The sequence below is a fragment of the Bradyrhizobium sp. NBAIM18 genome (genome assembly GCF_020193825.1).
Lineage (GTDB): Bacteria > Pseudomonadota > Alphaproteobacteria > Rhizobiales > Xanthobacteraceae > Bradyrhizobium > Bradyrhizobium yuanmingense.
Map to the genome: position 1 here is coordinate 75,832 of NZ_JADYVO010000017.1, position 26,604 is coordinate 102,435.

The following is a 26,604-nucleotide window of genomic DNA, read 5'->3' on the forward strand; positions in this document are numbered from 1 at the left end:
GCGCGCTTTGCCACCTTCCGGGCCACAAGCCGAAGGGAGGATCCGTGTCGTGAGCGGACAGGCAATGGACCGCGCGGCCGCCGCAAGCTTCGTCGCGGCATGGTGCGCGAACTGGTGCAAAGTGGACATCGACGCGGTCGTCGTCCATTTCGCCGACGATGCGCAGATGCGCAGCCCTCTCGCGCTTACCCTGACGGGGTCTCCGACCGTCACCGGCGCCGAGAACATTCGCGCCTACTGGCGGAAAGCCTACGGCCACATCGAAAGCGCCGACCTGAAGATCCTGGACTGGAGCTGGGACGAGGTGATCGCGCGACTGACGGTGTGGTGGCAATTGGGCGATACGCGCGCCAGCGAGTTCATGGACTTCGACGATGCGGGCCGTGTGGTGCGCAGTGAAGCCTTCTACGGGAAATGACCATGCGATTTTCGGATATCGTCCTGCTTCTCAACACGCTCTGGTTCGTGGGCGCGTTCATCCAGTTCAGCATCGCGCAAACCAACACGTTGAAGATCCTGCTGCCGCGGGAGGAGCGCAGCAATCCGATCGCGCCGACCCTTGCAGCGAGCGTCGCGTTCCTCGGCGGCATGAATCTGCCGATCGGGCTCTTGTCGCTTTATCTTCTGGCCGCCCGTCCGTCCTTCTTCCAGCCGGCCGAAGCGCAGCTCGCGCTGTTCCTGTTCTTTGCCGCCTGCCATTTCAGCCAGTTCGCCTATAACGTCCCGGTGCTGATGCGCGGCGGCCGCGTCGGGGTGGCCTATTGGCCGGTGTTGAAGGGCCCGATGCTCCGGATCTTCGTCATCGATGCGGCTCTGTTCGCGGCCAATCTCGCAGTGGCGCTGCAGCTCACGATTGCGTCCTGATCTAGCGCGGCGGCTCCGCAAGGGCCGCGCGCAGCATCGCGGCGAGCTCCTTGCGCCGGAACGGCTTGGTCAGAATGCATGCGTCGATCCCGTCGGGCGTCTTGACCGGATCCTGGCTGTAGCCGGACGTGAAGAGCACCTTGAGGCCGGGCCGCAGCTGAGCGGCCTGCCTCGCCAGCTCCGGCCCGAACATGCCGCCGGGCATCACGACGTCGGTGAACAGCAGCTGGATGTCCGCGGACTGGCGCAGCACGTCCAGCGCCGCGGGTCCGTTTGCCGTCGTGACGACGCGGTAGCCGAGCGCTTTCAGCTCGTTCTCGACATAGGCGCGCACCATGTCGTCGTCCTCGACGACGAGGATCTTCTCGTATCCCTCGGGTGCGGCGACACGCTCTGCCGGCGAGGGCTCCTTGCTCGGCGACGTCGCGAGCGAGGAAAGTACAGCCTGACCACGCTGCCTTGACCTGGTTCGGACTGCATCTGCACGAGTCCGCCGGATTGCTGCGCAAACCCGTAGACCATGCTGAGGCCAAGGCCGGTCCCCTTGCCGACCTCCTTGGTGGTGAAGAACGGCTCGAACGCGCGCTGCAACACCTCGCTGCTCATGCCCGACCCGGTATCCTTCACGGCCAGCATGACGTAGTCGCCGGGCCGCGGCTCGCCGTTGACGTCGAGGTCGGATTCACCGAGCGATGCATTCCGCACCTCGACCATCAGCTTGCCGCCGTCAGGCATCGCGTCGCGCGCGTTGAGCACGAGGTTGAGCACGGCCGTCGCCAATTGGCCGGGATCGACGCTGGCGAGCCAGAGGTCCGGGGCGAACGTGAAGCTGGATTCGATGTGCTCGCCCAGGGTCCGCTGCAGAAGCTGCTTCATGCCGGTCACCTGCTCGGCGATGTCGATCTCGCGCGGCCGCAGCGGCTGCTTGCGCGCGAAGGCGAGCAGGCTCCGCGTCAGGTCGGAACCCCGCTCGGCGGCGGTCGCAATGTCGTCGGCGATCCGGTGCAATTCCTCGTTGCCCGCAAGCCTGTCGGCGAGGTGCTCGGAATTGCCGAGAATGACGGTCAGGAGATTGTTGAAATCGTGCGCCACGCCGCCCGTGAGCTGGCCCATGGCTTCCATCTTCTGCGACTGGCTGAGCTTGTGGCTGAGATCGGCGATGGCGGCGCGCTGCTGCTCGAGCGATTCGGCCGTGCTGTTGAGCAGCGTCATCAACCCGCCGAGCTCGCCCCCCGGATGGGGCTCCGGAATGCGCGCGCTGAGATCGCCGTGCCCGAGGCTCTTCGCCATGGCGGCGAGCCGTCCGACCTGCCGTCCGATGCTCACGGTCGTGAGGATCCAGAGGCCGGCGAGGAGCAGCAGCGAGGCCACCGCCAGGATCGCCATGTCCTCGTAAAGCCGGCGGTTCGCTGCCGCGATCAGTCCGTCCTTGGACCGCCCCACCAAGATATAGAGTCCGGCCTTACGGATCGCGGGCGAGCGGGCAACGCCCCAGATCTGCGTGCGGCCGTCGCGATCGGCGATCTCCCGGAATGGTTCGCCGTCGGGATCTGCCGCGAAGCGGAACAGGTCGGAGCCCGCAATGGAGCCGCCGATGGGTACGCTCCAGCCGCCGCGCTTGGGGGCGGCCAGGACCGTGCCCTTGGCGTCGACGAGCAGGATGTCCTTCTCGGCGAGCAGCCGCTTGTCGTGAAACTCCGCGAATTTGTTCAGGTTGAAGGAGGCCAGCAGCACGAATTTCAGCGCGCCTGTATCCGATCGCACCGGATAGGCGATTTGCAGCACCGACAGTCCGGTGAGGCGGCCGAACACCGGTTCCACCGCGACGAGGCCGTGAAGAGTCTGGACCTCTTTGAAATAGCCGCGGTCGTTCAGGTCGAGCGTGCGGTTGGTCCGCAGCGAGTCGCAGAACAGCCTGCCGTCGGGATCGATGGTCAGGATACCCGTGAACTGCGGATATTCCTCGCGGACATCCGACAGAAACGCCGAGCATGCCGCCTTGTCGCGCGTGTCGAGGTCGCGGGCGCGGGCGAGCCCGTAATGAAGCTGGGCAGTCCCCTGGATCTTCTCGCCGAGATCGCTGGCGATGTCGTCGGCGGATGCGGCGAGATTGGCCAGCGCCGCGTCGATCTCGCTCGTCCGGTTCTGCACGAAGCGCAGCCCGACCAGAATCGCCGGCACGAGCATGGCCGCGATGACGAGGATAAGTAACCGGGTACGCAGGCTCATCGGTGGGCGATCGGCTCTCGGGCGACGGTATTCGGAGGTGCAATTTGCGGCACGATCATCTGCCCCGTCCATAGCGGTCGGTGCAAAAATCGCGCGAAAGGCTAACGATTTCGCCGTGCGAGCATCGTCGTTTCGCTGCTAACCTTCGCGCCGGCCGGCATCAAGTTGCGCCGCCGCGCGGCGGCGCTAATATCGCGGCATGCGCGCGACGAAGATCGCGCCGATCTGCGGAGGAAGCTGATGTCCATCTCGGGCAAGGTCGATCCGGTGGTGCGTCCGGTGGCGGCGGTCGACATCGCCGAGGCGCTGGTCGAGGGGCTGCGCGATTTCCAGGCGCTGCCGCTCTACGGTCTCTGCTTCGGCGCGCTCTATGCCGCCGGCGGCATCGTCATCATGCTCTGTCTCACCGCCTTCGGCATGGTCTACCTGGTCTATCCCCTCGCTGCCGGCTTCGCGCTGATCGGACCGTTCGTTGCGATCGGCCTCTACGAAGTCAGCCGGCGCCGTGAGCTCGGCGAACCGGTCTCGTTCGCTGCGATCTGGTCAGCGATCCGCTCGCGCAGCGAGATCGGCTGGATGGCTTTCGTGACGTTGTTCGTGTTCGTGGTCTGGATGTACCAGGTGCGGCTCCTGATCGCGCTGCTGCTCGGCCTCAACGCCTCGTTCTCGAGCTTGCAGGAATTCATGACGGTGGTGCTGACGACCAGCGAGGGCCTGCTGTTCCTGGCCATCGGCAATGCGGTCGGGGCCGTGCTGTCGCTGATCCTGTTCTCGCTGACCGTGGTGTCGTTCCCGCTGCTGCTCGATCGCGAGGTCGATTTCGTCACGGCCATGGTGACGAGCGTGCGCGCGGTGGTGACGAGCCCGCTGCCGATGATCGGTTGGGCCGCATTGATCGTGATGCTGCTGATCGTCTCGGCGCTGCCCTATTTTCTCGGGCTGGTGGTCACGCTGCCGGTGCTCGGGCATGCGACATGGCACCTGTACCGCCGGTTGGTGGCGCCGGTGTAGGCCGTCGCCCCCGCCTAGTGCGCAGTTGCGCACGGGGGCGGGGGCCCGTAACCCCAGGGAGAAGTTGGGGCGCGAAGTCGTAACCACGAGTCTTCGCCAAACTTTATCCTGTGGTTATGGGTCCCGGGCTCGCGCTTCGCGCGCCCCGGGACGACAGCGGAGATTGCCTCGCTCAAGGCACCTTGATCCCCATCGCCTTCAGCGCCTCCAGCAACCGCACCGGCGGGGACATCTCGATATGCGGCGCCTTGCCGGTCTCCAGCAGGCTCTTCAATCCGGAGAGGATCGCGGGCCAGCCGGTGCGGCCGCCGGAAAGGATGTCGTCGCTGAGCTCGCGGTCGTGGCGTTGGCTCAGGGTGAGGCGGACGGCTTCGCCGGCCTGCTCTATCTCGTAGGTGACGATGGTGGTGCCGAGCTTTTCCACGAGGTCCGGCCAATTGACGTTCCAGCTCACTGTGAGCCTCCTCGGCGGATCGTATTCGAACACTTCGCCGCGGATGTGCTCGGAGCCGTCGGGCGCATGCACGACGAAGCTGCCGCCGAGCTTCGGCTCCATCTCCACCGCAAAGCCGGAAAAATATTTGCGGCTGAACTCGGCGGACGTCAGCGCCTCCCACACCTTCTCGGGCGTCGAGGCGATGTAGATGGTGTAGACGGTCAGCGGCTTGAATTGATCGAGGTTCATCGTGCATCAAATCCTTCGTTGAGCGGACTCACTCGTCGCCGTTCTCCAACTGACGTTTCAGCTCGTTGAGCGCGGCGAGCTTGCTGCGCTCGAACTTCCTGATCCAGCGTTCGCCGATCTGATGGATCGGCATCGGGTTGAGGTAGTGCAGCTTCTCGCGTCCATGCCTGATGGTGGTGATGAGGTTCGCTTCCTCCAGGATGGCAAGGTGCTTGGTGACGGCCTGTCGCGTCATCGCAAGCCCCTCGCAGAGCTCGTTCAGTGTCTGGCCGTTTCTGGCGTGAAGCCTGTCGAGCAGCGAACGTCGCGAGCTATCCGCGAGCGCCTTGAAGACCTCATCCATGGCGGCGATAATAGGCAACTAAATGGTTGCATGTCAAGGGATCGGCTTGGAGCGACTGACGCGTCTTCCGTTCCAGCGCTCGCCATGCATTAATGCGGCGAAACCGCCCTCAGCGAGTCCCTCCCATGATGTCCATGCAAGCCTACCTCGCCTTCGTCGCCGCCTGCATTGCGCTGGCGCTGCTGCCGGGGCCGATCGTCACCCTCGTCATCGCCAATGGCTTGCGCCACGGCACGCGTGCGGCGCTCATTAACGTGGCCGGCGCGCAGGCCGGGCTTGCCATCGTCATCGGCATCGTTGCGATCGGCCTGACCTCGCTGATGGCGACCATGGGCTATTGGTTCGACTGGGTGCGCTTTGCCGGCGCCGCATATCTGATCTGGCTCGGCATCAAGCTGATCTGGGAGCCGGTCGAAGGCGTCGCTGTCGACGCACCGCCTCCGCCGCCGCGCGGCGGCTTCTTCCTGCAGGGATTCCTGGTGCTGCTGTCGAACCCCAAGGTGCTGGTGTTCTTCGGCGCTTTCATCCCGCAATTCATGGACATGAGCCAGCCGCATTTCCCGCAGGTCGCGCTGCTGGGTGCCACCTTCATGGTGACGGCGGTGATGACCGATGCGCTCTACGCGATTGCCGCCGGGCGCGCCCGAAAATTCTTCTCGGCGCGGCGAACGCGGATGGTGTCGCGCATCTCAGGCGGCTTCATGATCGGCGGCGGCATCTGGCTGGCACTGACGCGGGCGAAGTGACCGCTTAACTCATTCCCTGCTCGCGCAGCGTGGCCTCGATCTCGCGCAGGATCCGCGCCAGCCGCTCGGCCCATTGCTGCTGGCCGCTCTCCTCGGCGATCAGGTCCTGGCGGATCTCGATGCCGGTGTTGACGAGGCCGCGCGCCTCGCCGTGGATTGGAATCGTGTAGTCGGTGATGTCGCTCACCGCATAAGGCTGGTTGTCGCCGACGACGAGCGCGCTCTCGGCCCGCAAATGCTGCAGCATCAGAAGCGGCAGCACGGTGTCGCGGTGATAGAGCGTGCCGATGTGCCAGGGCCGCGGCTCGCCGTAATAGACCGGCGTGAAGCTGTGCAGCGCCACCAGCACCGTCGGCCTGCCCGCCCTGATGCGCGCATCGATCGCAGCGCCAATCCGGCGGTGATAGGGATCGAAGATCTCGCGCCGGCGCATCTCCTTGGCCGCGGCGGACAGATCCTCATTGCCGGGGATGGCGGTCGCCTCGGAGATCTCAGGGATCGAGCTTGCGACGCCGGGCGGGCGGTTGCAGTCGATCACCAGGCGCGAATAGCGCTGCGCGATCAGATGCGCATCGAGCATCTCGGCGAGCCGCTCGGCGACGCCGGCGATGCCGATATCCCAGGCGATATGCCTGACGAGATCGCTCTCCGCGACGCCGAGATCGCCGAGCGCGCGCGGCAGCACCCGTCCGTAATGGTCCGCGGTGAGCAGGAACGGCGATGTCCCTGCCGTATTCACCTCATGCACGGGCGGAATGTCGCCCTCGCCGAGCAGCTGGTCAGTTGCGTCGGCTATATCCAAAGCCATCCTGATTTGCCTATGGAATGACAAACTGTGTAAACGGAGTAGCGGTATCGCACCGATGCCGCAACGTTGGAACGGCATGAGCTCGGATCGACTTTTCGTTTACGGCACCCTGATGCGCGCCTTCGACCACCCGATGGCGCGGCTGCTCGCCGGCCATGCGGAATTCATCAGTGAAGCCACCTGCCGCGGCCGGCTCGTTCTGGTGAAGCACTATCCGGGATTGCTGCTCTCCGAGGCGGCGACCGACATCGTCCATGGCGAGCTGTTTCACCTGCGTGTGCCGGACGAGCTCTTGCGCGAGCTCGACATGTACGAGGCCTGCGGCGAGGGCTTTCCGGAGCCAACCGAATATCTGCGGCAGATGATCGAGGTGACGCTGCCCGACGGCACCACCGGGAAGGCTTGGACCTACGTCTACAACTGGCCCGTCACCGATCTGCCGCGCATCGAATCCGGGCGATTCCTCGATCGCTAAGCCGACAGCACTTCCTTCACCACGCGCACGTCGACCTCGCGCTCGACATAGGTCCATTCCTCGGTCCGCCGCAGCATCGCCACCAGCTCCTCGAACAGCGAGGCGTGCACGGGGGCGAATTCGAACCAGGTCAGGAAATCGAAGGGGCCGCCGAGATCGCGGCAATGATAGAGCTGGCGCGCGATCGCGGGCAGGAAACGAAGACTGCTCGCGATGTGGTGCGACTTGTCCTCGAAGATCTTGCGGCGCTCTTCCTGGGTCAGCTCCCACCAGGCCTGCGACTTGCGGATCGGGATCAGTGCTGCGCTGGTGGCCTCCAGCCGGCCGAGGCCGGCCTGCACGGCGACGAGTTGCTGCTTCTCGGCCCGCTCCGTGTAGCGCAGGCTGCTGGCGACGCCGACCAGCCGCCAGGCATTGCGCGAGGGCACCAGCGGCAACGAGACGGCCTCGCTGTCGGTCACCGACAGCGCCGGCACGAAGGGCAGGGACTCGCCCGTCACAGGCGAGAGCGAGGTCACCCGCCAACCCCCGGGTCTGGCCGCCCCGAAAGGTCCTGAACATGGCGGTATGGAAGCGTGGAACCGGGCGCGGTTCAAGTGGCTCGTCATTCCGGGGCGCGCCCCTTGGCGCGAGCCCGGAATCCATTTCTCCGAGCATCCCGGCGGCGCCATGGAGGGCTCGCGCTACGCGCGCCCCGGAATGACGGAGCAATGACTGTAGGCCTGTGCATAGGTCGAATAAGCCGGATAAGCCCGACAAACCTGGCCTTTGACCGGGCCGTCCCTATATCCCTGATCCTTCGCCCGACTCAAACGCTCGGCTAAACTCGCCCCATGCGCTTCACGCCCCAGTTCCTCGACGAGCTTCGTGCCCGGCTTTCGGTCTCCGAGGTCGTGGGCAAGCGCGTCAAGCTGAAGAAGGCCGGGCGCGAGTGGAAGGGGCTGTCGCCGTTCCAGCAGGAGAAGACGCCGTCCTTCTACGTCAACGACCAGAAGGGTTTTTATCACGACTTCTCCTCGGGCAAGCACGGCGACATCATCACCTTCGTGATGGAGACCGACGGCCTGCCGTTCGCGGAAGCGGTGGAGCGGCTTGCAAATATGGCGGGCCTGCCGCTGCCGGCGGTGACGCCCAACGCCGCGCGCGAGGAGCAGCGGCGGCGCTCGCTGCATGACGTGATGGATCTCGCGGCGAAATTCTTCGCCGAGACGCTGGCCTCGCGCGTGGGCGCGAAAGCGCGCGGCTATCTCGCCGACCGCGCCATTTCGCCGGCGACGCAATTGCAGTTCCGCCTCGGCTATGCGCCGGGCGAAAGATTCGCGCTGAAGGAGCATCTCGGCAAGCTCGGCGTCTCCGTCGAGGACATGGTCGAGACCGGTCTGTTGATCGGCGGCGACGACATCCCCGTTCCCTACGATCGCTTCCGCGATCGCGTGATGTTTCCGATCACCGATCTGCGCGGCCGCGTCATCGCCTTCGGCGGGCGCGCGCTGGAGAAGGACGTTCCGGCCAAATACCTGAATTCGCCGGAGACGCCGCTCTTCCACAAGGGCGACAATCTCTACAACCACCAGACCGCGCGCAAAGCCACCCATGACGGCAGCCCACTGATCGTGGTCGAAGGCTATGTCGACGTCATCGCCATGGTCACCGCGGGCTTTGCCGGCAGCGTCGCGCCGCTCGGCACCGCGCTCACCGAAAGCCAGCTCGCGCTGCTCTGGAAGATGGCGGACGAGCCGATCCTCTGCTTCGACGGCGACCGCGCCGGACAGAAGGCGGCCTATCGTGCTGCGGACCTTGCCTTGCCGTTCCTCGCGCCCGGCAAGAGTCTTCGCTTTGCGCTGCTGCCGGAAGGGCAGGACCCCGATGATCTCGTGCGCTCGGGCGGGCGCGGCGCGATCGAGGAGGTCATCGCCGCCGCCCGTCCGCTCGCCGACATGATCTGGTCGCGCGAGCTCGAGGGCGGCAATTTCGCCACGCCCGAGCGGCGCGCCGCGCTGGAGGCGCGCATCAGGGAGCTCACGAACGGCATCCGCGATGAGGTGGTGCGGCGCTATTATCGCGACGAATTCGTCGAGCGGCTGCAGCGCACGTTTGCTCCCGAAGGCGGGCGCGGCTTTGGCGGCCGGGGCAATTTCCGCCCCGGTGGCGGCCGGCCGTTTCAGCCGCGGGGCGGGGCGAATCGATTCGGCGGACAAGGGTTCGGCGGCCGCCGCGGCGCCCCGGGTCCGACCCCGCTACCGTCCGGCCCCTACCAGGCGGCGAGCCCGCAGCTGGCGGCAAGCCCGATCCTGCGAGGCCAGCGCAGCGCCATCTCCCGCCGGGAGGCGCTGATCCTGCAATGCCTGATCAACCACCCCTGGCTGCTGCACGAGCATCTGGAGGAGGTCGCCGCCCTGGAGCTGGCCCATCCCGAGGCCCACAAGCTCAGGGCCGGCATCATCGCCGCCTTCGCCAACGACCATCACCACTCGCCGGACCCCGGCGAGCAGGCAGAAAAGATGCGCGGCGACCTCGCAAAGGGCGGATTTTCTCAAACTCTTCAAAGGGTTGAGAATGTCATCACGACCCAGGCGGTGTGGGCCGCCCGCGAGGGCGCGGCGCGGGACGACGTTCTTGCCACCTGGCACCAGCTGGTTGCCTTGCATCGGCAATGGCATTCACTACTTAGAGAGCTGAAAGACGCCGAGCTGGCCTTGGGGGAGGATCCCAGCGAGGCCAATTTGGCGTGGCTGCGTGACGTCAAGGCTCGGATAGGGGAAGTCGACGGTACCGAAGCCCTGATCGAGGGTTTTGGCGAGCTGTCGGGCCGGCTCCAGAAGAGCATGTGATGAAAGAAACATGCGGACGGCCACGGCTGGAACCGCTAAAAGACTCGCCAAATCCTAGGTTTGGCGGCAAAAACAGGGTTAATCGAGGCTTAACGGTCTTGTAGCACTTTGGCCCAGAGGCGGCCGCAGGCATAACAGACGCGTCAGGAATGAATCCGCGCAATCGCTGTTGGCACTACACCTGCATCCGCCGCGACAAAGAGGCTGACGAAGCGTTAGGCAATTCCGGCGAGAGAGAGTTGGGGGTGGCGAGAGGTTTGTGCGCCGCCCTTTCCGTGTCGAGAGCTGCCGAAGCGAGAGCGTCGAGCAACAGGTTCATGTGAATTCACGCGAAGGCGCGGCGCGTCTCGCATGAAGCGCGTTTAGGAGCAATGGATGGCCACCAAGGCAAAGACGCTGCAGGCGAAGGACAAGGAAAAAGACGACAAGGCAGCGGATGCGCCGGAGAAGGACTCCCAGGACGCGCCCTCGCCCTTGCTCGACCTGTCCGACGCCGCCGTGAAGAAGATGATCAAGCAGGCCAAGAAGCGCGGCTTCGTGACCTTCGATCAGCTCAACGAAGTCTTGCCGTCCGACCAGACCTCGCCCGAACAGATCGAGGACATCATGTCGATGCTCTCGGACATGGGCATCAACGTCACCGAAGCCGACGACACCGAAGGCGAGGAGGAGAAGGACGAGGGCGACGACGAGACCGATAACGAGCTCGTCGAGGTCACCCAGAAGGCCGTCACCGAGGTCAAGAAGAGCGAGCCGGGCGAGCGCACCGACGATCCCGTGCGCATGTATCTGCGCGAGATGGGCACGGTCGAGCTGCTCTCCCGCGAGGGCGAAATCGCGATCGCCAAGCGCATCGAGGCCGGCCGCGAGGCGATGATCGCGGGTCTCTGCGAAAGCCCGCTGACCTTCCAGGCCATCATCATCTGGCGCGACGAGCTCAACGAAGGCAAGATCTTCCTCCGCGACATCATCGATCTCGAAGCGACCTATGCCGGCCCGGACGCCAAGGGCGGCATGAACACCGCGATGATCGCAGGTCCCAATGGCGAGGGCGGCGAAGCCTCGGCCGAGGGCGGCGAAGCCACCGCGTCTGCAGCCGCGCCCGCGCATGTCGCGCCGCCCGCCGCGCCCCCGTCGCCGACCCCGTTCCGCGCCGCGCCCGCGGCCGCCCCCGAGGGCGAGGAGAAGGATCCGGGCGAGGCCGCGGCCGAAGCCGACATGGACGACGACGAGTTCGAGAACCAGATGTCGCTCGCGGCGATCGAGGCCGAGCTCAAGCCGAAGGTGGTCGAGATCTTCGATCGCATCGCCGACAGCTACAAGAAGCTGCGCAAGCTTCAGGAGCAGGACATCCAGAACCAGCTCCAGAACGAGTCGCTCTCGCCGCACCAGGAGCGCAAGTACAAGAAGCTGAAGGACGAGATCATCGTCGAGGTGAAGTCGCTGCGCCTCAACCAGGCCCGTATCGACAGCCTCGTCGAGCAGCTCTACGACATCAACAAGCGCCTCGTCTCGCATGAGGGCCGCCTGATGCGCCTTGCCGACAGCCACGGCGTCGCGCGCGAGGATTTCCTGCGCAACTACACCGGCTCGGAGCTCGATCCGCGCTGGCTCAACCGTGTCTCGAAATTGTCGGCCAAGGGCTGGAAGAACTTCGTCCACCACGAGAAGGACCGCATCAAGGACCTCCGCCACGAGGTGCATCAGCTCGCCGCGCTGACCGGCCTCGAGATCGTCGAGTTCCGCAAGATCGTGCACTCCGTGCAGAAGGGCGAGCGCGAGGCCCGCCAGGCCAAGAAGGAGATGGTGGAAGCCAACCTCCGCCTCGTGATCTCGATCGCTAAGAAGTACACCAACCGCGGCTTGCAGTTCCTCGACCTGATCCAGGAAGGCAACATCGGCCTGATGAAGGCGGTCGACAAGTTCGAATACCGCCGCGGCTACAAGTTCTCGACCTACGCCACCTGGTGGATCCGGCAGGCGATCACCCGCTCGATCGCCGACCAGGCCCGCACCATCCGCATCCCCGTGCACATGATCGAGACGATCAACAAGATCGTGCGCACGTCCCGCCAGATGCTGAACGAGATCGGCCGCGAGCCGACCCCGGAAGAGCTCGCCGAAAAGCTCGGCATGCCCTTGGAGAAGGTCCGCAAGGTCCTCAAGATCGCCAAGGAGCCGCTGTCGCTGGAGACGCCGGTCGGTGACGAAGAGGATTCGCATCTCGGCGATTTCATCGAGGACAAGAACGCGATCCTGCCCATCGACGCCGCGATCCAGTCCAATTTGCGCGAGACCACCACGCGCGTCCTCGCCTCGCTCACCCCGCGCGAAGAGCGCGTGCTCCGCATGCGCTTCGGCATCGGCATGAACACGGATCATACGCTGGAAGAGGTCGGCCAGCAGTTCTCGGTGACGAGAGAGCGTATTCGCCAGATCGAAGCGAAGGCGCTTAGGAAGCTGAAGCATCCGTCGAGGTCGAGGAAGCTGCGGAGCTTTTTGGATAATTAATCCGGATTCCAATCAGAACGAAAACGGCGGGCCAACAGCCCGCCGTTTTTCTTTGACCCGGCTCTCGCCCCGTCAATGCGAGGAGCGCTTGCGACGAAGCAATCCAGGCTGCAGTTTGTACTCACCAGGCGATTGCCCTATCCATGTCTGCTTCTATTCCGACAGCAACAAAAGAGCGGACGGCGCCCGACTTCCGAGATGGGCTAGCAGCTGATATCGCCACGGCCCGCCCGTCCCAATCCTATTTCTAGTATTTTTCGCTAGCAGGCAACAAAAAGCCCCGGACGAAGCCGGGGCTTTGAGACTCTGATTCTGGTCAGGTTGGATAGATCAGTAGGCCGAGACCGCCGGGCCGCCAAAGCGATAGCTGACACCCGCACGCACGGTGTGGAATACCGGATCATGCTCGTACGAGAAGCCGGGGAACGCAGCGGTAGAGGCATTCCGGAAATTGCCGAAGTCCGTGTAGCGATATTCAACACGGGCCGACCAATTGGGCGTGAAGCCGTATTCCCAGCCTGCGCCCACGGTCCAGCCGGTGCGCGTGGTGGAGACGGTCTCAAACAGAGCGTTCGCAAGCACGTAAGTGTGGTCCATATCAGCCCAGGCCGCACCGCCGGTCACGTAGAGCAGCGAATTGTTGAAAGCAACACCGAGGCGACCACGGATGGAGGCCTGAGCATCAATCCGGAAGTCCGTGCCGTTGAGGTTTCCAAGACGATAACCGCCCTTGACATCCGAGCCTTCCAGATCGCCTTCGAGACCGAAGACGAATTGGCCAAACTGCCAGTTGTACCCGATGTGACCACCGCCAACGACGCCATCAGCGTTGAAGCCTTGGACGAAGCCGGTGGGGACGCCGGTTGCGGTGACGAACTCACGGGTGCTGTTATCGCCCCAGGCGTAACCAACCTGCGCACCGATGTAGAATCCGGTCCAGTTATAAACGGCAGCGACGGGCGCGGGCGCCTTGGTGTAAGGCCGGGCGGCCAGATCGGCTGCTGACGCGCCGGCGGTACCGAGGACGAGAGCGGCAGCGGCGATGGCGAGCTTTTTCATTATCTTTCCCAACTTTCAGACATGGAATGCGAATTGATGATGCAGTATAGCCCATGAGTCGCCCTCCAAGTGTCACCTGTGCGCCACAGCTGCCCGCAATATGAGCAGTGGCCCCACTTCACGCGCGATGCGCTCGGGGTCAAAACGCGAAGAACTCAGGTTAAGCAAATCAGGTCTGCTCTGCCGCCATCCAGACGCATCTCTGGATTGCTTCGCTGCGCTCGCAATGACGGGGACAACTTCTTCTTTGCCCCGCCCCTGAATCCGCTCGATCTCCAGCACCGGCCTCGCGCTTTTTCCGCGACTCGTGATCCTGCTCCCCAATAAAGTTGCGCGCGGGCTCGTCGCCGTCGAGGCTGCCGCGCAATTCGACGGGCCGAGGTCGGGTCGCCCTTCCTTGTGCGTTTGTAACGGCAGCTTTAGAAGGCGTTCACCTGGCTTTCTCTCGGCCTATAATTCCGACGAGAACGGCGCATTGATGCCACCCCACCTCACCGTCTACTACAACACCCGCTGCCCCGTCTGTGACGCCGGCATCGACTGGCACCGCAACAAGCTGCTGGCGCTGGTGTGTGCGGGCACGGTCGAGTTCAGGGACGTCAACGAGCAGCCTGACGCGCTGGCGCACTTTGGCGGTTCGCTCGACGACATCAGGCGCCGACTTCATGCGACCGACGAGGCCGGCCGGCTTATCGTCGGCACGGATGTCGCGATTGCACTGTGGCGGTTAACGCCTGGGCAGGGGTGGCTTGCGGCGCTATCAGGCAATCGCGTGGCGGTGCCGGTCACGCGGTTTGCCTATGACCGGTTTGCCGATCTGCTATTTGCCTGGAATAGATGGAGCGGGCGCTGGTGAGCGCCCACCTCGGCCCTTCTACTTCTTCTTCGCCCCCACCCGCTCGATCCGCTTGATCTCCAGCGCCGGCTTGCCTGACTTTTCCGCGATCTCGCGGTCCTGTTCCATGATGAAGGCGCGGGCGGGTTCGTCGCCGTCGAGGCCGCCGAGGAGCTCGGCCGGCACGCGGCGGTTGGAGCGTTGGGAATCGTCTTCGTAGACGACGTTGAAGAAGACGAATTCGCCTTTGGGGTTGGTTCCGGGTTTTTTGGCCATGGCGGCTTGTCCTCGATCAGGACGCCGCAGTCAAATGACTTTCGGGCAAATAACTTTCGGACAAATGACTTTCGCGATCGTCGCCACGCCTTTCAATAAACGGCGGGCCGAAGCCCGCCGTTTATCTTTTCAGCGTCGCCCGGGGCTGGCAGGGCGACAACCTAAAATAGAAGGCTATAGAAGGCGCGCCGCGATGGCAAGGTAAATCGCCGCGCGACGATGTCGCAGCAGGCGCATCAGATATGCAGCTGATGGATATCGCGATTTCCCACAATTTCGAAAATCAGATGCTTTGGATCCTCGAAGTACTTTGTTCATCTTGCCGCGCTCTCGGAAGGCAACGAGAGCGCGCGGGCATCAGCGTCTGGAGTCTTGCGATGTTGGCACCATACCACTGTTTTGCCCGACGGTCAACGTTGATTCGGAAAAATCGTAAAGATCACATCAAGACTTCTACTGTGCATGGGGTTGTTTTTGCGGTTTTGTTTCGGCGCCGACGCACGCGCTTCGCGCTGCGCGCCTCAATCTCGCCGGCGGTGCACCACCTCCTGCACGGCGAGCCGTGATCCCCGTCCGCCGCCTTTGTCGCCAGGCTCTTTGCGTCCCTGCGCCATGATCGCGCTGCCCATCGCGGCCGAGCCGAAGGTGATGAGGAAGGAAGCGAGCAGCAGCACGAGCGCAATGCCGGGTGCGCGGTCGGCGAAGATCAGCTCGCGCAGATGCCCGGGGTTGAGCCAGAGCAGGCCGCCGACCAAGAGCACGGCGGCGGCGGCGCCGATCGCGAGGTTGATGGCGAGCAGGCGAAACAGCGGGATGCGCAGGAGGGAGCGGGTCGATGGAGGCTGCTGGCGGTTGCGCATGGCGATGCCGTTCCCGTCACGCCGCCGGCGCCGCGCGCGCCGCCTGCTGCCGTTCCATCATGGTCTGCCACAGCGTCGCGATACTCTCCTGCGTCTGCGGCGCGATCAGGCAATGGCCCTCATTGTCGAAGCCGCAGAACCGCACGGAAGCGTCCTTCTTCACCTCGGTCAGCGCCTGGTTGATCATCTCGAGACACGTCATGACCTCGCTGACGTCCGAGAGGCGCGTGTGATGCAGGAGGTCCATCAGGCGGAACGTCATCACCGCGGGGCGGCCGAAGCTGATGCCGGGGCGGCCGAGCTCGAACAGCACGTTCACGGCCGGAAGCGCGCCGCGGATGTGCTCGAGCACGCCGGCCATGTCTTCCACGCTGCAGGCGACGAGGTGGGGGACTTGCGACGGCGCGGCCGCCGGCGTCCGTGGCGCAAGGCCGAGCGCGGCGATCACCTCCTGCTCGATCCATTGCCGCACCGGGGCGGGCGCATTGCGGATCTGCTCGGCGGTCAAGGTAATTCCGGTCATGTGCGGTTCTCCTGCTCGGTCCAGTCTAGAAAGCACGGCGTGGGACGGTTTGATGCGGATCAAGCCTTGCTGCGAGCCTTGTCCTTCGAGCCTTGCGCTTTGACGCTCGTGGCGTTCCCGGGCATGATCTGCGCTGCTTCGCACTGGGATTCTTGGGGGATTGCTCCACATGCTGAGACTGCTTTTCGCTGCCGCCTTGGTCGCGTCTCTGGCCGGCGGGTCGGCGCAGGCCGCCCGCTGCGGCGGCGACTTCAACGGCTTCATCGCCAGCATGGCGCAGGAGGCTCAGGCCGCCGGCGTCTCGGCTGGCGTGACCAATGCGGCGCTCGGCGGCGTTGCGCCCGACCCTGCGGTGCTCGCCTTCGACCGCCGCCAGCGCTACACCTTCAACAAGACCTTCGAGCAGTACGTCTCGACCCGGGTCGGCCCCGGCCGCATCAATGGCGGGCGCGCGATGCTGCAGCGGCATGCCGCGCTGCTGTCGCGCATCGAGCAGAAGTTCGGCGTGCCCCGCTATATCCTGGTCGCGATCTGGGGGCTGGAGAGCGATTTCGGCAAGGGCGACACCGGCAAGCTGCCGGTGGTCCGCACGCTGGCGACGCTCGCGCATGATTGCCGCCGCACCGATCTGTTCCAGGGCGAGCTGCTGGCCGCGCTCAAGATCGTGCAGCGCGGCGACCTCCAGCTGCGCGACATGATCGGTGCCTATGCCGGCGAGATCGGCCAGACCCAGTTCCTGCCATCGTCCTACATCAAGTACGGCGTCGATTTCGACGGCGACGGCCATGTCGACCTCCGCCACAGCATCCCCGACGTGCTCGCCTCGACCGCGAACCTCTTGCACACGAGCGGCTTCAAGATGGGCCAGCCCTATGGCGAGGGCACGCCGAACTTCGAGGCGATGCGCGAGTGGAACAGGGCGGTGGTGTACCGCAAGACCATCGGCTATTTCGCCGATCGGCTGATGGGGCAGTGACGACTGGTGGCACGAGCGTCCCACATACTCGCTGTCATCGCCCGGCTTGACCGGGCGATCCAGTATTCCAGAGAGCAGCGATGGAGCCGAGGGGCCGCGGCGTACTGGATGCCCCGGTCAAGCCGGGGCATGACAGCGGTGGGTGGGGTGATAGGAGAGCACTGCTGAAGCGCCACGCGCCTACGCCCCCTTCGCCATCTTCTCCAGCCGCCGCTGCAGCGGCGCCCAATAGGTTCCCGGGCGGAAGCGCTGCAAGAGATCCATGAAGCGGGCGTCGTTGCCGATCAGGATGCGCGGCTCGTTCCGCTCGATGCCCCTGATGATGCGCAGTGCCGCGTCCTTCGGCGAGGTCTTCGCCGCGTTCTCGAACCGTTCGATCGATTGCGCGCGGCGGGCATTGTCGGTGACGCCGACGCCGGTGCGGGCGTTGCGCGCGATCGCGGTGGCGATGCCGCCGGGATGCACGACCGACATCTTCACCGGGCTGCCCGCGACGCTGAGCTCGTGCCGCAGGCTCTCCGAGAAGCCGCGCACCGCGAACTTCGCCGCGGCATAGGCCGATTGGCCCGGCGGGGCGATGATGCCGAAGATCGAGGAGAGGTTGACGATGTGCGCCTCGGCCTTCGTCTTCAGGTGCGGCAGGAAGGCCCGCGTGCCGTGCACCACGCCCCAGAAATTGATGTCGAACAGCCAGTCCATCTGGGCCTGGTCGATCTCCTCGAATGTGCCCATCAGCGCAACGCCGGCATTGTTGACGACGATGCCGAGGGAAGAATGCGCGGCGATGGCCTCGCTCGCGAACTGCGCGATGTCGCCGGCCTCGCCGACGTCGACGCGGTGCAGGCTGACCTTGCGCGTTGTTCCGATCTCCGCCGCGAGCGCCTTCAATCCGCCCTCGTCGCGATCGGCCAGCGCGAGGTCGCAGCCGCGCTGGGCGAGCTCGATCGCCAGCGCCCGGCCGATGCCGCTCGCGGCTCCCGTGATGGCGGCGGCGCCCCGAATCGTCGTCATGAGTTCCCCCGTCAAGTCCCCGATGATGGAACTATGAATTACTTTTTTTTGAAATGAAACCGAACCCACGTCCGCCTGGGTTTTTAACATGCGTTATGAGGGCATGCATTGGGAGCCGCCGATGGGACAAGCGACGCCATTACGCGCGACAGCGCTGATCGTTGAAGACGACGCCATGCAGCGGGAGATGCTTTGCGTCCTCCTGGAGGAGAGCGGCTACCAGGTCATCCAGTGCGAAAGCGCCGAGGCCGCCGAGCGCGTGCTCGACAAGAACGCCGGCGCGCTCTGTCTGATGCTGACCGACGTCCAGCTGGCCGGCCGCATGAACGGCGTCGAGCTCGCGCATGTCGCCAAGCACCGCAATCCCAAGCTCGACGTCGTCGTCACCTCGGGCCGGCCTTTGAAGCAGGCCCTGCCCGACGGCGCCAAGTTCTGGGCCAAGCCCTGGGCGCCGCTCGACGTGCTGCGCGAGGCCGAGATCGCTCAGCTGTCCTGACGCGCCCGCTTTCTCGCAGCGCCCTGCGGTGATAAGGTCGGACCATGACCTGGTCCTTCCTGCTCACCTCGCTCATCGTCGTCGCTTCCCCCGGCACCGGCGTGCTCTACACGCTGGCCGCGGCGCTGACCCGCGGTTCGCGCGCCAGCGTGGCGGCCGCCTTCGGCTGCACGCTCGGCATCGTGCCGCACATGGCGGCGGCGATGCTCGGTCTTGCCGCCGTGCTCCACACCAGCGCGCTCGCCTTCGCCGCGCTGAAATGGTGCGGCGTCGCCTATCTGCTCTACATGTCCTGGCAGGCTCTGCGCGAGACCGGGGCGCTGGCGGTTGGGGGCGAGATCAGGGAAAGATCGAGCAGCCGCGTCATCGTCACCGGCTTCCTGATCAACATCCTCAATCCAAAACTGTCGATCTTCTTTCTCGCCTTCCTGCCGCAATTCGTCGCGGAGGACGAGGCCCATGTGCTGGCGCGCATGCTGGAATTGAGCGGCGCCTTCATGGCGATGACCTTTGCGGTGTTCGTGCTCTACGGCCTCTGCGCCGCCGCGGTGCGCGAGCGCGTCATCTCCCGCCCGGCCGTCATGGCCTGGCTGCGCCGCTCCTTTGCCGCCGGCTTCGCCGCGCTCGGCGCCAAGCTGGCGTTGTCGGAGCGATAGCTTCTTCGTCACCTCTCGAAAGGTCTCGTCATGCCCGGGCTTGTCCCGGGCATCCACGCTCTTCGGACTGTGCGGCAAGGCGTGGATGGCCGGGACAAGCCCGGCCATGACGCTGTTAGAGCGGGTACACTTCGAACTCTCGCACAATAAAAAAGCGGGCCTTGCGCCCGCCATCTTCGATCGACCCGACGCCCGGGCGGAGCTCACTCCACCCGGGCAAAGAAACAGAAGCCTCGTTACTTCTTCTTCGCCTTCTTGGCCTTTTTCGCCTTCTTCTTCGCCGCCTTCTTCGCTTTCTTAGCCATAGTATCCTCTCAAAGGTTAATGGTGGAACGCGACACGAGGGTGCTCGGCGGAGGGCCAGCCTCGCAACATCCTCGACGACAAACTCAGCAGATTCGGAGCCGGCTGCCCCGCCTCGTCACATCCGTGTCATCCTGTTATCCACAGCTCAGATGCATTTTCGGGTGATTTTGCCGCGCGAATCCGCTTCGCGCGCGTCCGGGGGCACGGCGCTGGTGCGCGCCGGGGCTTGCTTAACGAAGCCGAAATCGCGCTGCGGGATTCATCAATCCAAAACCAATGCCCGAGTTTACGCAATTGCGGTGAGACTCCATTAAGCGCGCCGCGCGCATGATCGTCCGCAAGAACACGGGGGCGGGTATGTACGGGCAGTTGCCGAGCGAAGAGGGCGGGACCATGCGCGTCCCGCAGTCGCCATGCTGAGCGTGTCGACACTCTGGATCGTTATCGTCATCAACTTCCTGTCGCTGGGCCTGATCTGGGCCTATGTGGCGCGCGCCTATCCCAAATTCGAGGCGGCTCGGTATTGGACTGCGGGCGCCGTGCTGGCGGCGGCAGGCGCGGCGATCTCCATGCTGCGCGACGTCATGGAGCCGGCCTTTCCGCTGGTCGGCGGCGGCGGCCTCATGATCTTCTCGTCATGGCTCGCCTGCATGGGCGTGGCCCGGTTCTATCACCGGCCGGTGTCCTGGCCGGCGGCGATCGGCAGCTCGCTGCTTGCCAGCGCCGGCCTCGCCTTCTTCCTGGTCGTCACCGACCACATGCCGATGCGGATCGTGATCTACTCGCTGGCACAATCGACACCGATCATCCTCACGTTGCCGCTGCTGCTCGGCCAGCAGAATGGGCGGGAAAATCCCGGCGCACGCCTCGCTGCGATCGTGGGATTTCTCCTGCTGTCCATTCACGTCGTGCGTTCCGGGGCGGCGCTGCTCGGCTATGGCGGCGCCATAACGGCGGTCAACTTCAACGGCTTGCAGACGTTGATGATCCTGCTGCTGGTGTTCCTGGCCATGGCCTGGAATTTCGCCTGTCTGTTGATGGCGATCGAGCGGCTGCGCAACGAGGTTGCCGACCTCGCGTTGCTCGACGATCTCACCGGCGTTGCCAACCGGCGGCATCTCTTGCAGCGCCTGACCGAGGAATGCGCCCGTTCGGGGCGCAGCGGTGAGCCGTTCTCGCTGCTGCTGATCGACCTCGACGGCTTCAAGACCATCAACGACACCCATGGCCATGCCGCCGGCGATGCCTGCCTCAAGCACTTCACCCTGATGGCGCAGACGCGCTTGCGGCCCGGCGACATGCTCGCCCGCACCGGCGGCGACGAGTTCTGCATCGTGCTGCCGTCCTCGTCGCTGCGCGAGGCGGCCGCGATCGCCCGCCGCGTGCTCGAAGTCTGCCGTCAGGACGCCGCCAGCTGCAGCGGCCGCGACATTCAGATCGCGATCTCGATCGGCGTTGCGGAGTGGGACCGCGGCATCGGGGATTTCCCGGACCGCCTGATGGCCAATGCCGACCACGCCCTCTATGCCGCCAAAAAGAACGGCAAGAACGATTTTGCGGTCTATGACCCCGCCCCGCCGCTTTCGCCCGAGTCTGTCGGGACGCTGAGGACATTCGCGTAAAGCCTGTTAGGCTTGGGTCGCATTGGACCCCGCATGATGATATTTCGCCTGCTCGCGGCCACGTTGGCCGCTCTCCTTCCGCTCGTCCCCGCCGCTGCTGCGGATGCCGAGCTCGCCAGGCTCGCGCGCGCCTCCGGCACGCCCGACATCCCCGGCCTGAAGATCGTCTGGCTGGCGCCGTGGGGCGACCTCGCTAGCGCAAGATCCTGGCGCAACATCATCGTGCACCAGACCGAGGGACCGGCGGGCTCGGCCCGCGGCGGCGCGCAGGCGCAGGCGAAGAACCCGACGCGGCGTGGCGTCACGGTCTGGGTCGAGACCGACGGCACGGTCTATTGGGCGGTCGCCGAGAACCTCGTGCCGACCCACGGCGACGGCGCCAACCGCAACGACAACAAGTACATCGACAACCGTCCGACCTACCGCCAGGTGGTGCGCGACAATTCGATCGGCGTCGAGTTCGCCGGCAATTATCCCGACGTGACGGCGGGGCCGACCGAGGCACAGGTCGCGGCGTGGAAGATCCTCGTCAAGGTGCTGCGTGCGCGCTACGACATCCCGCTCGAGCGCGTCTACGCGCACAACTGGATCGACTACAAGGACGCGCGCTATTGCGAAGGCTGCACGCTCGCGACGATGGCACGGGAATGGGGGGAGTAGGCGGTGTGCCCACACGGGCGCAGTTCGCCTCACGCCAACAAAAAAGCCGGCGTTGCCGCCGGCTTTTCGTCTCTTTCGATCCGCCAATCTCTGGCGCTGAACCGCCGCGCTTAATGCGCGGCTTCCAGCGCGGCCTGTTCGGCCTTTGCGATCGTGCCCTTGACCGCGGACTGCACCTTCTCGAAGGCGCGGACCTCGATCTGGCGGACGCGCTCGCGCGACACGCCGAACTCGGCAGCAAGGTCTTCCAGCGTCATCGGCTCATCGGCGAGGCGGCGGGCCTCGAAGATGCGGCGTTCGCGCGGGTTGAGCACGCCCATGGCGCCGTTCAGCGCGTCACGGCGGTGATCATACTCCTCGTGCTCCGCCATCATGGCTTCCTGGTTGGGCGTGTTGTCGACCAGCCAGTCCTGCCATTCGCCGGCTTCCCCATCGTCGCGGATCGGTGCGTTGAGCGACGCGTCGCCACCGAGGCGGCGGTTCATGTCGATCACGTCCTGATCGGTGACGCCGAGGCGCTTGGCGATCAACTTGACCTGGTCGGGGCGGAGATCGCCTTCGTCCAGTGCGTTGATCTTGCTCTTCGCCTTGCGCAGGTTGAAGAACAGCTTCTTCTGGTTCGCGGTGGTGCCCATCTTCACGAGCGACCACGAACGCAGGATGTACTCTTGAATCGACGCCTTGATCCACCACATGGCGTAGGTGGCGAGACGGAATCCCTTCTCGGGTTCGAATCGCTTCACCGCCTGCATCAGGCCGACATTGCCCTCCGAGACGACCTCGGAGATCGGCAGGCCGTAGCCGCGATAGCCCATGGCGATCTTGGCCACGAGGCGGAGATGGCTGGTGACGAGTTGGTGTGCCGCGTCGCGATCGTCATGCTCGCGCCAACGCTTGGCGAGCATGTACTCCTCCTGCGGTTCCAGCATCGGGAATTTGCGGATCTCGGCGAGGTAGCGAGAAAGGCCGGATTCTCCATTGAGGACCGGCAAAGCAGCGGTACGGGCCATAGTGCGCCCTCCAAAAGGTTCAGGCCCCCGATAGCGGCGGGCCAGGCAGACGACCGCTGTGTTAAAGCCGGCCGTAGCTGCGATGTTCCGCGTTGGTCATTTCAACGCACACGCAATATACCCCATGGGGAGTCAAAAAGGGAAGGATTGCTGACGTCACGTCCCCGTGTGGCAGCTATAACTTTTTGTAATGTAAAGGCTTTCTGAAGCGGCCTGCGTCATAGCGCCGCCTTGAGCGCACGTTCCAGGAGAAGCAAATCCTCCGGCAAAGGCGCCTCCCAGTGCAGTAATTCTCCCGTCCTCGGGTGCTCCAATACCAGCAGGTAAGCATGTAAGGCCTGCCGCCCCAGCGCCGCCAAAGCTGCCTGCGACTCGGGGCCGAGCTGGTTGGCCTTGGTCTTGAAATGCGGGCCATAGACGGCATCGCCCATCAGCGGGTGGCCGATATGGGCGAGATGGACGCGGATCTGATGGGTGCGGCCGGTTTCGAGCTCGCAGGCGAGCAGGGCGGCGACGCCCTTGCCGTCGCGTCCCTTGAAGCTCTCCAGGATCTCCCAATGCGTCACCGCCTCGCGGCCACCCTGGCGCACGGCCATCTTCTCGCGTGCATGCGGATGCCGGTCGATCGGCGCATCGACGGTGCCGCGGTGCCGGTTCGGCACGCCCCAGGCGAATGCCATGTAGCCGCGCCGCATCGCGCCGGTGCGGCCGTGATCGGCGAATTGCGCCGTCAATGAAGCGTGGGCGAGATCGTTCTTGGCAACCACCATCAGCCCCGTCGTGTCCTTGTCGAGCCGGTGCACGATCCCGGGCCGGCGCACTCCGCCGATGCCGGAGAGCGAGGCGCCGCAATGGGCGATCAGCGCATTCACCAAGGTGCCGGTCTCGTGGCCGGCCGCGGGGTGCACGACGAGGCCCTTGGGCTTGTTGAGGACGACGATGTCGTCGTCCTCGAACACGATATCGAGGGCGATGTCCTCCCCCTTGGGCTCGGCGGGCGCCGCTTCCGGCACGTCGATTATGATCGTATCGCCGGATGCGACGTGATAAGCGGGGTCGCGGACCGCGGAGGCCTTCAGGTGCACTGCGCCCGCCAGGATCAGGGCTTTCAGCCTCGATCGCGACAGCTCCGGCAGGCGCGCCGCCAGCACGCGGTCGAGCCGGGCCGAGCCCTCGGAGCCTTCGACCACAACCTCCAACCTTTGCGCTGACCCAGGGCTTTCCATGACGACGTCTGATACCGCTCTTCCCGAACCGACCCCCGAGCAGGCCGCGCTGTTCGCGCGGGTGCGGCGGATGATGCTGATCGCGGGGTTGACCACGGCGCTGGCGTTCTGCGCCGTGCTGATCGCGGTGGGCTACCGCCTTTTCAAGTCTGAGGGAAGGGCGGTCGAAGCGGCAAGCGATGTCACTGCCACCCTGCCCAAGGGCGCCAGAATCGTCTCGACCGGGGTCGCCGGCGACCGCCTCGTAGTGACGCTGGATCTCGGCGGAATCGTCGAGATCCGCACCTTCGATGCCCATACCCTGAAGCCCACCGGACGGCTGAAATTCGCCAATGAGCCGTAAAAGGCCCCTCGGGGTCCTTGCGGTGGACAAATTTCGAGGCTATTGGCTAGCCCTTACGCTCCCTTCGTCTAGCGGTTAGGACGCGGCCCTCTCAAGGCTGAAACAGGGGTTCGATTCCCCTAGGGAGCGCCAAGGCCTTCTTCTTCATTTTGAAATTCCTTGGGTTTTTGCCACATTCCCCAAACCTGCAGAATGGGTTTGGGGTTTTCTGTTCGCCTTATCCTCAAGCTTTACGATCGCGCGCCGTCCGCCGCGCCTACGATCCGCTTCGCGCGTGTAACGCTCGGCGTCGGCGAGCGTTAGGTGGCCCATCGCGGCCATGATGTCGTGCGCCGTTGCTCCAGCCAGTCGCCCGGACGTCTTGCGGAGACCGTGCGGCTGACAACTCAGATCTGCGATGCCGGCCGAGGTGATTGCGGCTCTCAGCCAGCCGCTGAACCCGTCGACGGTGAATGGCTTTCCATATTCGGTCGTTAGAATCAGACGTGTTTCCGCGGCAACGCGGCGAGCGCTTGGCGCAGCGAGTCTGCCTTCTCCACGAGGACAGGAATGCCCGTCTTGCGGCGCGTATATTCGAAGTCCTCCGCGTCAGCTTGAATCCATGTGGTTAGGTGCGTGTCAACGCGAGCAGTACCAACGTTGAGCATTAGCTCGTAGGCAGCTCGCTGCTTTGTGCCGAAGGGCCATCGCTTCTCGAACGCCGCCAGCTCTGCATCTGTCCAGGCCCGTATCTCCTTTGACTTCCCTCGCTTGATGCCATCGGACGGATCAGCCGTGAGCCATTTCAGGTCTTTGGCGTGCCGGATGAGGATGCGGAGCTTCTTGAGCGTGTCTATCTTCGCGCCGGGCTTGTTATGAAGCGGCTTGAGAATCTTCTCCTCAATTCGATCCTTGGTGAGACCGGCTACTGCGCGGTGGCCATGATCGCGCCTGATCTGATCCAATCGAGTTCGATAGGTGTCCAGGAACGCATCAAGGATGGGGCGCAAGACCATCTCGCCCGACACGACGGGAGCCGTGATCGTGAGAAGGCCGCGCGGCGCCGCGCGCGCTCCAGTTGCGATGTCCTCGGCTTCCTCGAGCTCGGTGAGGACGCGGCGGCAAACCTCGACATAGCGCTCGCCCTCCTCGCTCAGCTTGATCGATCGTGTGGTCCGGTGCAGCAGCTCGGCGCCGACACGCTCCTCCAGGAAGGCGATTGCGCGGCTCACCGCGGCAGGAGAGCGGCCGAGTTTGCGCCCTGCCGCAGCCAAGCTTCCCTCGTCCACCGCAAGGACGAACACCTTCATTGCATCCAGTCGATCCATGCGCTCGCCGCAGCCCCCCTGAGATTTCGGCTGAAAGCTAGGCGTTTGCGCCGGCTGCGACAACCTCCGCAAGGATCGATCCGGCATTCGTTCGCGTCGCGAAAGAGTGTCTGCCGGGCAGCGGATATTCGCAAGCAAGCCGCCGCAGCGTACCTCAACGCCCAAGCCAGCCGCCGCTGGCGCAGGTTTTCAAGCCAACAACAGGAGCCCGTCATGGGTATCGAGCAGAAGGTCGCCATCATCACCGGTGCATCGCAGGGTATCGGCGCTGCCCTGGTCCAGGGTTTTCGCGATCGCAACTATCGCGTCGTCGCAACGGCGCGCTCCATCAAGCCGTCGGGTGATGACGACGTCCTCGCCGTTGCAGGCGACATCGCCGAGCGGTCCACCGCAGAGCGCGTGGTGTCGCAAGCGATCGCCCGCTTCGGCCGAGTCGACACGCTGGTCAACAACGCGGGCATCTTCGTCGCAAAACCGTTCACCCAGTACACGGCCGAGGACTATGCCGCAGTTATGGGCACCAATGTCGCGGGCTTCTTCAACATCACGCAGCTTGCCATCGCCGAAATGGAGAAGCAGGGGTCTGGCCACGTCGTCCAAATCACGACGACGCTGGTCGATCAGGCCAATTCGAATGTGCCCTCGGTGCTGGCCTCGCTGAGCAAGGGCGGGCTGAACGCCGCGACCAAGTCGCTCGCGATCGAATACGCCAGGCGCGGCATCCGCGTGAATGCGGTGTCGCCCGGCATCATCAAGTCGCCGATGCACCCGGTCGCGACGCATGCCCAGCTCGACGCACTGCACCCGCTCGGCCATATGGGCGAGATGTCTGACATCGTCGATGCCGTGCTCTATCTCGAGGGCGCCTCCTTTGTCACCGGCGAAATTCTGCATGTCGACGGCGGCCAGAGCGCCGGCCACTGAGCGGAGGAGAA

Annotated in this window: 26 protein-coding genes, 1 tRNA gene and 2 pseudogenes; 16 read left to right on the forward strand and 13 right to left on the reverse strand. The window is 64.7% G+C overall.

Annotation, left to right across the window (positions count from 1 at the left end):
* Window positions 1-64 precede the first annotated feature (64 nt).
* Window positions 65-418: a nuclear transport factor 2 family protein gene (locus I6F17_RS28400; RefSeq protein WP_225131648.1), complete on the forward strand. Its 354-nt coding sequence runs from the start codon at window positions 65-67 to the stop codon at window positions 416-418.
* Between the two features lie 2 nt (window positions 419-420).
* On the forward strand, window positions 421-864 hold the full coding sequence (locus I6F17_RS28405) for a hypothetical protein (RefSeq protein WP_036040178.1): 444 nt from the start codon (window positions 421-423) through the stop codon (window positions 862-864).
* Between the two features lies 1 nt (window position 865).
* Here the strand turns inward: I6F17_RS28405 and I6F17_RS28415 are convergent.
* Window positions 866-3,093: pseudogene (locus I6F17_RS28415) on the reverse strand (ATP-binding protein).
* A gap of 240 nt (window positions 3,094-3,333) precedes the next feature.
* Here I6F17_RS28415 and I6F17_RS28420 point away from each other — a divergent pair.
* Window positions 3,334-4,104, forward strand: a complete 771-nt coding sequence (locus I6F17_RS28420; RefSeq protein ID WP_225131650.1) for a DUF2189 domain-containing protein — start codon at window positions 3,334-3,336, stop codon at window positions 4,102-4,104.
* Between the two features lie 172 nt (window positions 4,105-4,276).
* Here I6F17_RS28420 and I6F17_RS28425 read toward each other — a convergent pair whose 3' ends face one another.
* Window positions 4,277-4,789, reverse strand: a complete 513-nt coding sequence (locus I6F17_RS28425) for an SRPBCC family protein (RefSeq protein WP_036009564.1) — start codon at window positions 4,787-4,789, stop codon at window positions 4,277-4,279.
* Between the two features lie 28 nt (window positions 4,790-4,817).
* A complete protein-coding gene (locus I6F17_RS28430) occupies window positions 4,818-5,132 on the reverse strand; it encodes a helix-turn-helix domain-containing protein (RefSeq protein WP_036040181.1) in 315 nt (104 codons plus the stop codon).
* 125 nt (window positions 5,133-5,257) lie between these two features.
* On the opposite strand from I6F17_RS28430, the gene I6F17_RS28435 reads away from it, so the two are divergent.
* Window positions 5,258-5,878 carry a LysE family translocator gene (locus I6F17_RS28435; RefSeq protein WP_081493772.1) on the forward strand — a complete coding sequence of 207 codons (621 nt, stop codon included), beginning with the start codon at window positions 5,258-5,260 and terminating at the stop codon, window positions 5,876-5,878.
* Window positions 5,879-5,882: 4 nt separating this feature from the next.
* Here the strand turns inward: I6F17_RS28435 and I6F17_RS28440 are convergent, their stop codons facing one another.
* Window positions 5,883-6,686 (reverse strand): N-formylglutamate amidohydrolase, encoded by an 804-nt coding sequence (locus I6F17_RS28440; RefSeq protein WP_225131651.1) that lies wholly within the window; start codon window positions 6,684-6,686, stop codon window positions 5,883-5,885.
* Between the two features lie 76 nt (window positions 6,687-6,762).
* On the opposite strand from I6F17_RS28440, the gene I6F17_RS28445 reads away from it, so the two are divergent.
* On the forward strand, window positions 6,763-7,161 hold the full coding sequence (locus I6F17_RS28445) for a gamma-glutamylcyclotransferase family protein (RefSeq protein WP_225131652.1): 399 nt from the start codon (window positions 6,763-6,765) through the stop codon (window positions 7,159-7,161).
* Here the strand turns inward: I6F17_RS28445 and I6F17_RS28450 are convergent.
* Window positions 7,158-7,722: pseudogene (locus tag I6F17_RS28450) on the reverse strand (chlorite dismutase family protein). The gene I6F17_RS28445 and the pseudogene I6F17_RS28450 sit on opposite strands and share 4 nt — an antisense overlap.
* A 272-nt stretch (window positions 7,723-7,994) precedes the next feature.
* Between I6F17_RS28450 and dnaG the strand changes: the two are divergent.
* Together dnaG and rpoD are read left to right on the forward strand one after the other, a co-directional pair.
* Window positions 7,995-9,992 carry a DNA primase gene (gene dnaG, locus I6F17_RS28455; RefSeq protein ID WP_225190453.1) on the forward strand — a complete coding sequence of 666 codons (1,998 nt, stop codon included), beginning with the start codon at window positions 7,995-7,997 and terminating at the stop codon, window positions 9,990-9,992.
* 375 nt (window positions 9,993-10,367) lie between these two features.
* Window positions 10,368-12,503 carry an RNA polymerase sigma factor RpoD gene (rpoD, locus tag I6F17_RS28460; protein WP_225190454.1) on the forward strand — a complete coding sequence of 712 codons (2,136 nt, stop codon included), beginning with the start codon at window positions 10,368-10,370 and terminating at the stop codon, window positions 12,501-12,503.
* 330 nt (window positions 12,504-12,833) lie between these two features.
* Here the strand turns inward: rpoD and I6F17_RS28465 are convergent, their stop codons facing one another.
* Window positions 12,834-13,562, reverse strand: a complete 729-nt coding sequence (locus I6F17_RS28465) for an outer membrane protein (RefSeq protein WP_036044076.1) — start codon at window positions 13,560-13,562, stop codon at window positions 12,834-12,836.
* Between the two features lie 478 nt (window positions 13,563-14,040).
* Here I6F17_RS28465 and I6F17_RS28470 point away from each other — a divergent pair, with 478 nt between their 5' ends.
* Complete coding sequence (locus tag I6F17_RS28470; protein ID WP_225130721.1) at window positions 14,041-14,418, forward strand: DCC1-like thiol-disulfide oxidoreductase family protein; 378 nt, start codon at window positions 14,041-14,043, stop codon at window positions 14,416-14,418.
* An 18-nt stretch (window positions 14,419-14,436) separates the two neighbouring features.
* Here the strand turns inward: I6F17_RS28470 and I6F17_RS28475 are convergent, their stop codons facing one another.
* The 3 genes from I6F17_RS28475 to I6F17_RS28485 form a co-directional block, all read right to left on the reverse strand.
* On the reverse strand, window positions 14,437-14,673 hold the full coding sequence (locus tag I6F17_RS28475) for a hypothetical protein (protein ID WP_225130661.1): 237 nt from the start codon (window positions 14,671-14,673) through the stop codon (window positions 14,437-14,439).
* A gap of 521 nt (window positions 14,674-15,194) precedes the next feature.
* On the reverse strand, window positions 15,195-15,533 hold the full coding sequence (locus I6F17_RS28480) for a hypothetical protein (protein WP_225130662.1): 339 nt from the start codon (window positions 15,531-15,533) through the stop codon (window positions 15,195-15,197).
* Window positions 15,534-15,549: 16 nt separating this feature from the next.
* A complete protein-coding gene (locus I6F17_RS28485; RefSeq protein WP_225130664.1) occupies window positions 15,550-16,056 on the reverse strand; it encodes a hypothetical protein in 507 nt (168 codons plus the stop codon).
* Window positions 16,057-16,225: 169 nt separating this feature from the next.
* Between I6F17_RS28485 and I6F17_RS28490 the strand changes: the two genes are divergently transcribed.
* The gene (locus tag I6F17_RS28490) at window positions 16,226-17,032 is read left to right on the forward strand and encodes a lytic murein transglycosylase (protein WP_036044084.1); all 807 of its coding nucleotides are present in this window, start codon (window positions 16,226-16,228) and stop codon (window positions 17,030-17,032) included.
* Between the two features lie 180 nt (window positions 17,033-17,212).
* Here I6F17_RS28490 and I6F17_RS28495 read toward each other — a convergent pair whose 3' ends face one another.
* Window positions 17,213-18,043, reverse strand: coding sequence for an SDR family NAD(P)-dependent oxidoreductase (locus I6F17_RS28495; protein ID WP_225130666.1), 831 nt, complete (start codon window positions 18,041-18,043; stop codon window positions 17,213-17,215).
* 121 nt (window positions 18,044-18,164) lie between these two features.
* On the opposite strand from I6F17_RS28495, the gene I6F17_RS28500 reads away from it, so the two are divergent.
* The 4 genes from I6F17_RS28500 to I6F17_RS28515 all read left to right on the forward strand — a co-directional run bounded on the left by I6F17_RS28500 (window position 18,165) and on the right by I6F17_RS28515 (window position 21,783).
* Window positions 18,165-18,539 (forward strand): response regulator, encoded by a 375-nt coding sequence (locus I6F17_RS28500; RefSeq protein WP_036044151.1) that lies wholly within the window; start codon window positions 18,165-18,167, stop codon window positions 18,537-18,539.
* 44 nt (window positions 18,540-18,583) lie between these two features.
* Complete coding sequence (locus I6F17_RS28505; protein WP_225130668.1) at window positions 18,584-19,195, forward strand: LysE family translocator; 612 nt, start codon at window positions 18,584-18,586, stop codon at window positions 19,193-19,195.
* Window positions 19,196-19,914: 719 nt separating this feature from the next.
* Window positions 19,915-21,123 (forward strand): GGDEF domain-containing protein, encoded by a 1,209-nt coding sequence (locus I6F17_RS28510; RefSeq protein ID WP_036044089.1) that lies wholly within the window; start codon window positions 19,915-19,917, stop codon window positions 21,121-21,123.
* Window positions 21,124-21,156: 33 nt separating this feature from the next.
* A complete protein-coding gene (locus I6F17_RS28515; RefSeq protein WP_225130670.1) occupies window positions 21,157-21,783 on the forward strand; it encodes an N-acetylmuramoyl-L-alanine amidase in 627 nt (208 codons plus the stop codon).
* 110 nt (window positions 21,784-21,893) lie between these two features.
* Here the strand turns inward: I6F17_RS28515 and rpoH are convergent, their stop codons facing one another.
* Window positions 21,894-22,793, reverse strand: coding sequence for an RNA polymerase sigma factor RpoH (gene rpoH / locus I6F17_RS28520; RefSeq protein WP_036009602.1), 900 nt, complete (start codon window positions 22,791-22,793; stop codon window positions 21,894-21,896).
* Window positions 22,794-23,011: 218 nt separating this feature from the next.
* Window positions 23,012-24,019, reverse strand: coding sequence for an RluA family pseudouridine synthase (locus tag I6F17_RS28525; RefSeq protein WP_225130672.1), 1,008 nt, complete (start codon window positions 24,017-24,019; stop codon window positions 23,012-23,014).
* Here I6F17_RS28525 and I6F17_RS28530 point away from each other — a divergent pair.
* Window positions 24,018-24,362, forward strand: a complete 345-nt coding sequence (locus tag I6F17_RS28530) for a hypothetical protein (protein ID WP_225130674.1) — start codon at window positions 24,018-24,020, stop codon at window positions 24,360-24,362. The genes I6F17_RS28525 and I6F17_RS28530 overlap by 2 nt on opposite strands.
* A 57-nt stretch (window positions 24,363-24,419) precedes the next feature.
* Window positions 24,420-24,494 (forward strand) — tRNA-Glu (locus I6F17_RS28535).
* Window positions 24,495-24,841: 347 nt separating this feature from the next.
* Here the strand turns inward: I6F17_RS28535 and I6F17_RS28540 are convergent.
* Window positions 24,842-25,669, reverse strand: a complete 828-nt coding sequence (locus tag I6F17_RS28540) for a LysR family transcriptional regulator (RefSeq protein WP_225130675.1) — start codon at window positions 25,667-25,669, stop codon at window positions 24,842-24,844.
* Window positions 25,670-25,882: 213 nt separating this feature from the next.
* On the opposite strand from I6F17_RS28540, the gene I6F17_RS28545 reads away from it, so the two are divergent.
* A complete protein-coding gene (locus I6F17_RS28545; protein WP_036043294.1) occupies window positions 25,883-26,593 on the forward strand; it encodes an SDR family oxidoreductase in 711 nt (236 codons plus the stop codon).
* Window positions 26,594-26,604: the final 11 nt, after the last annotated feature.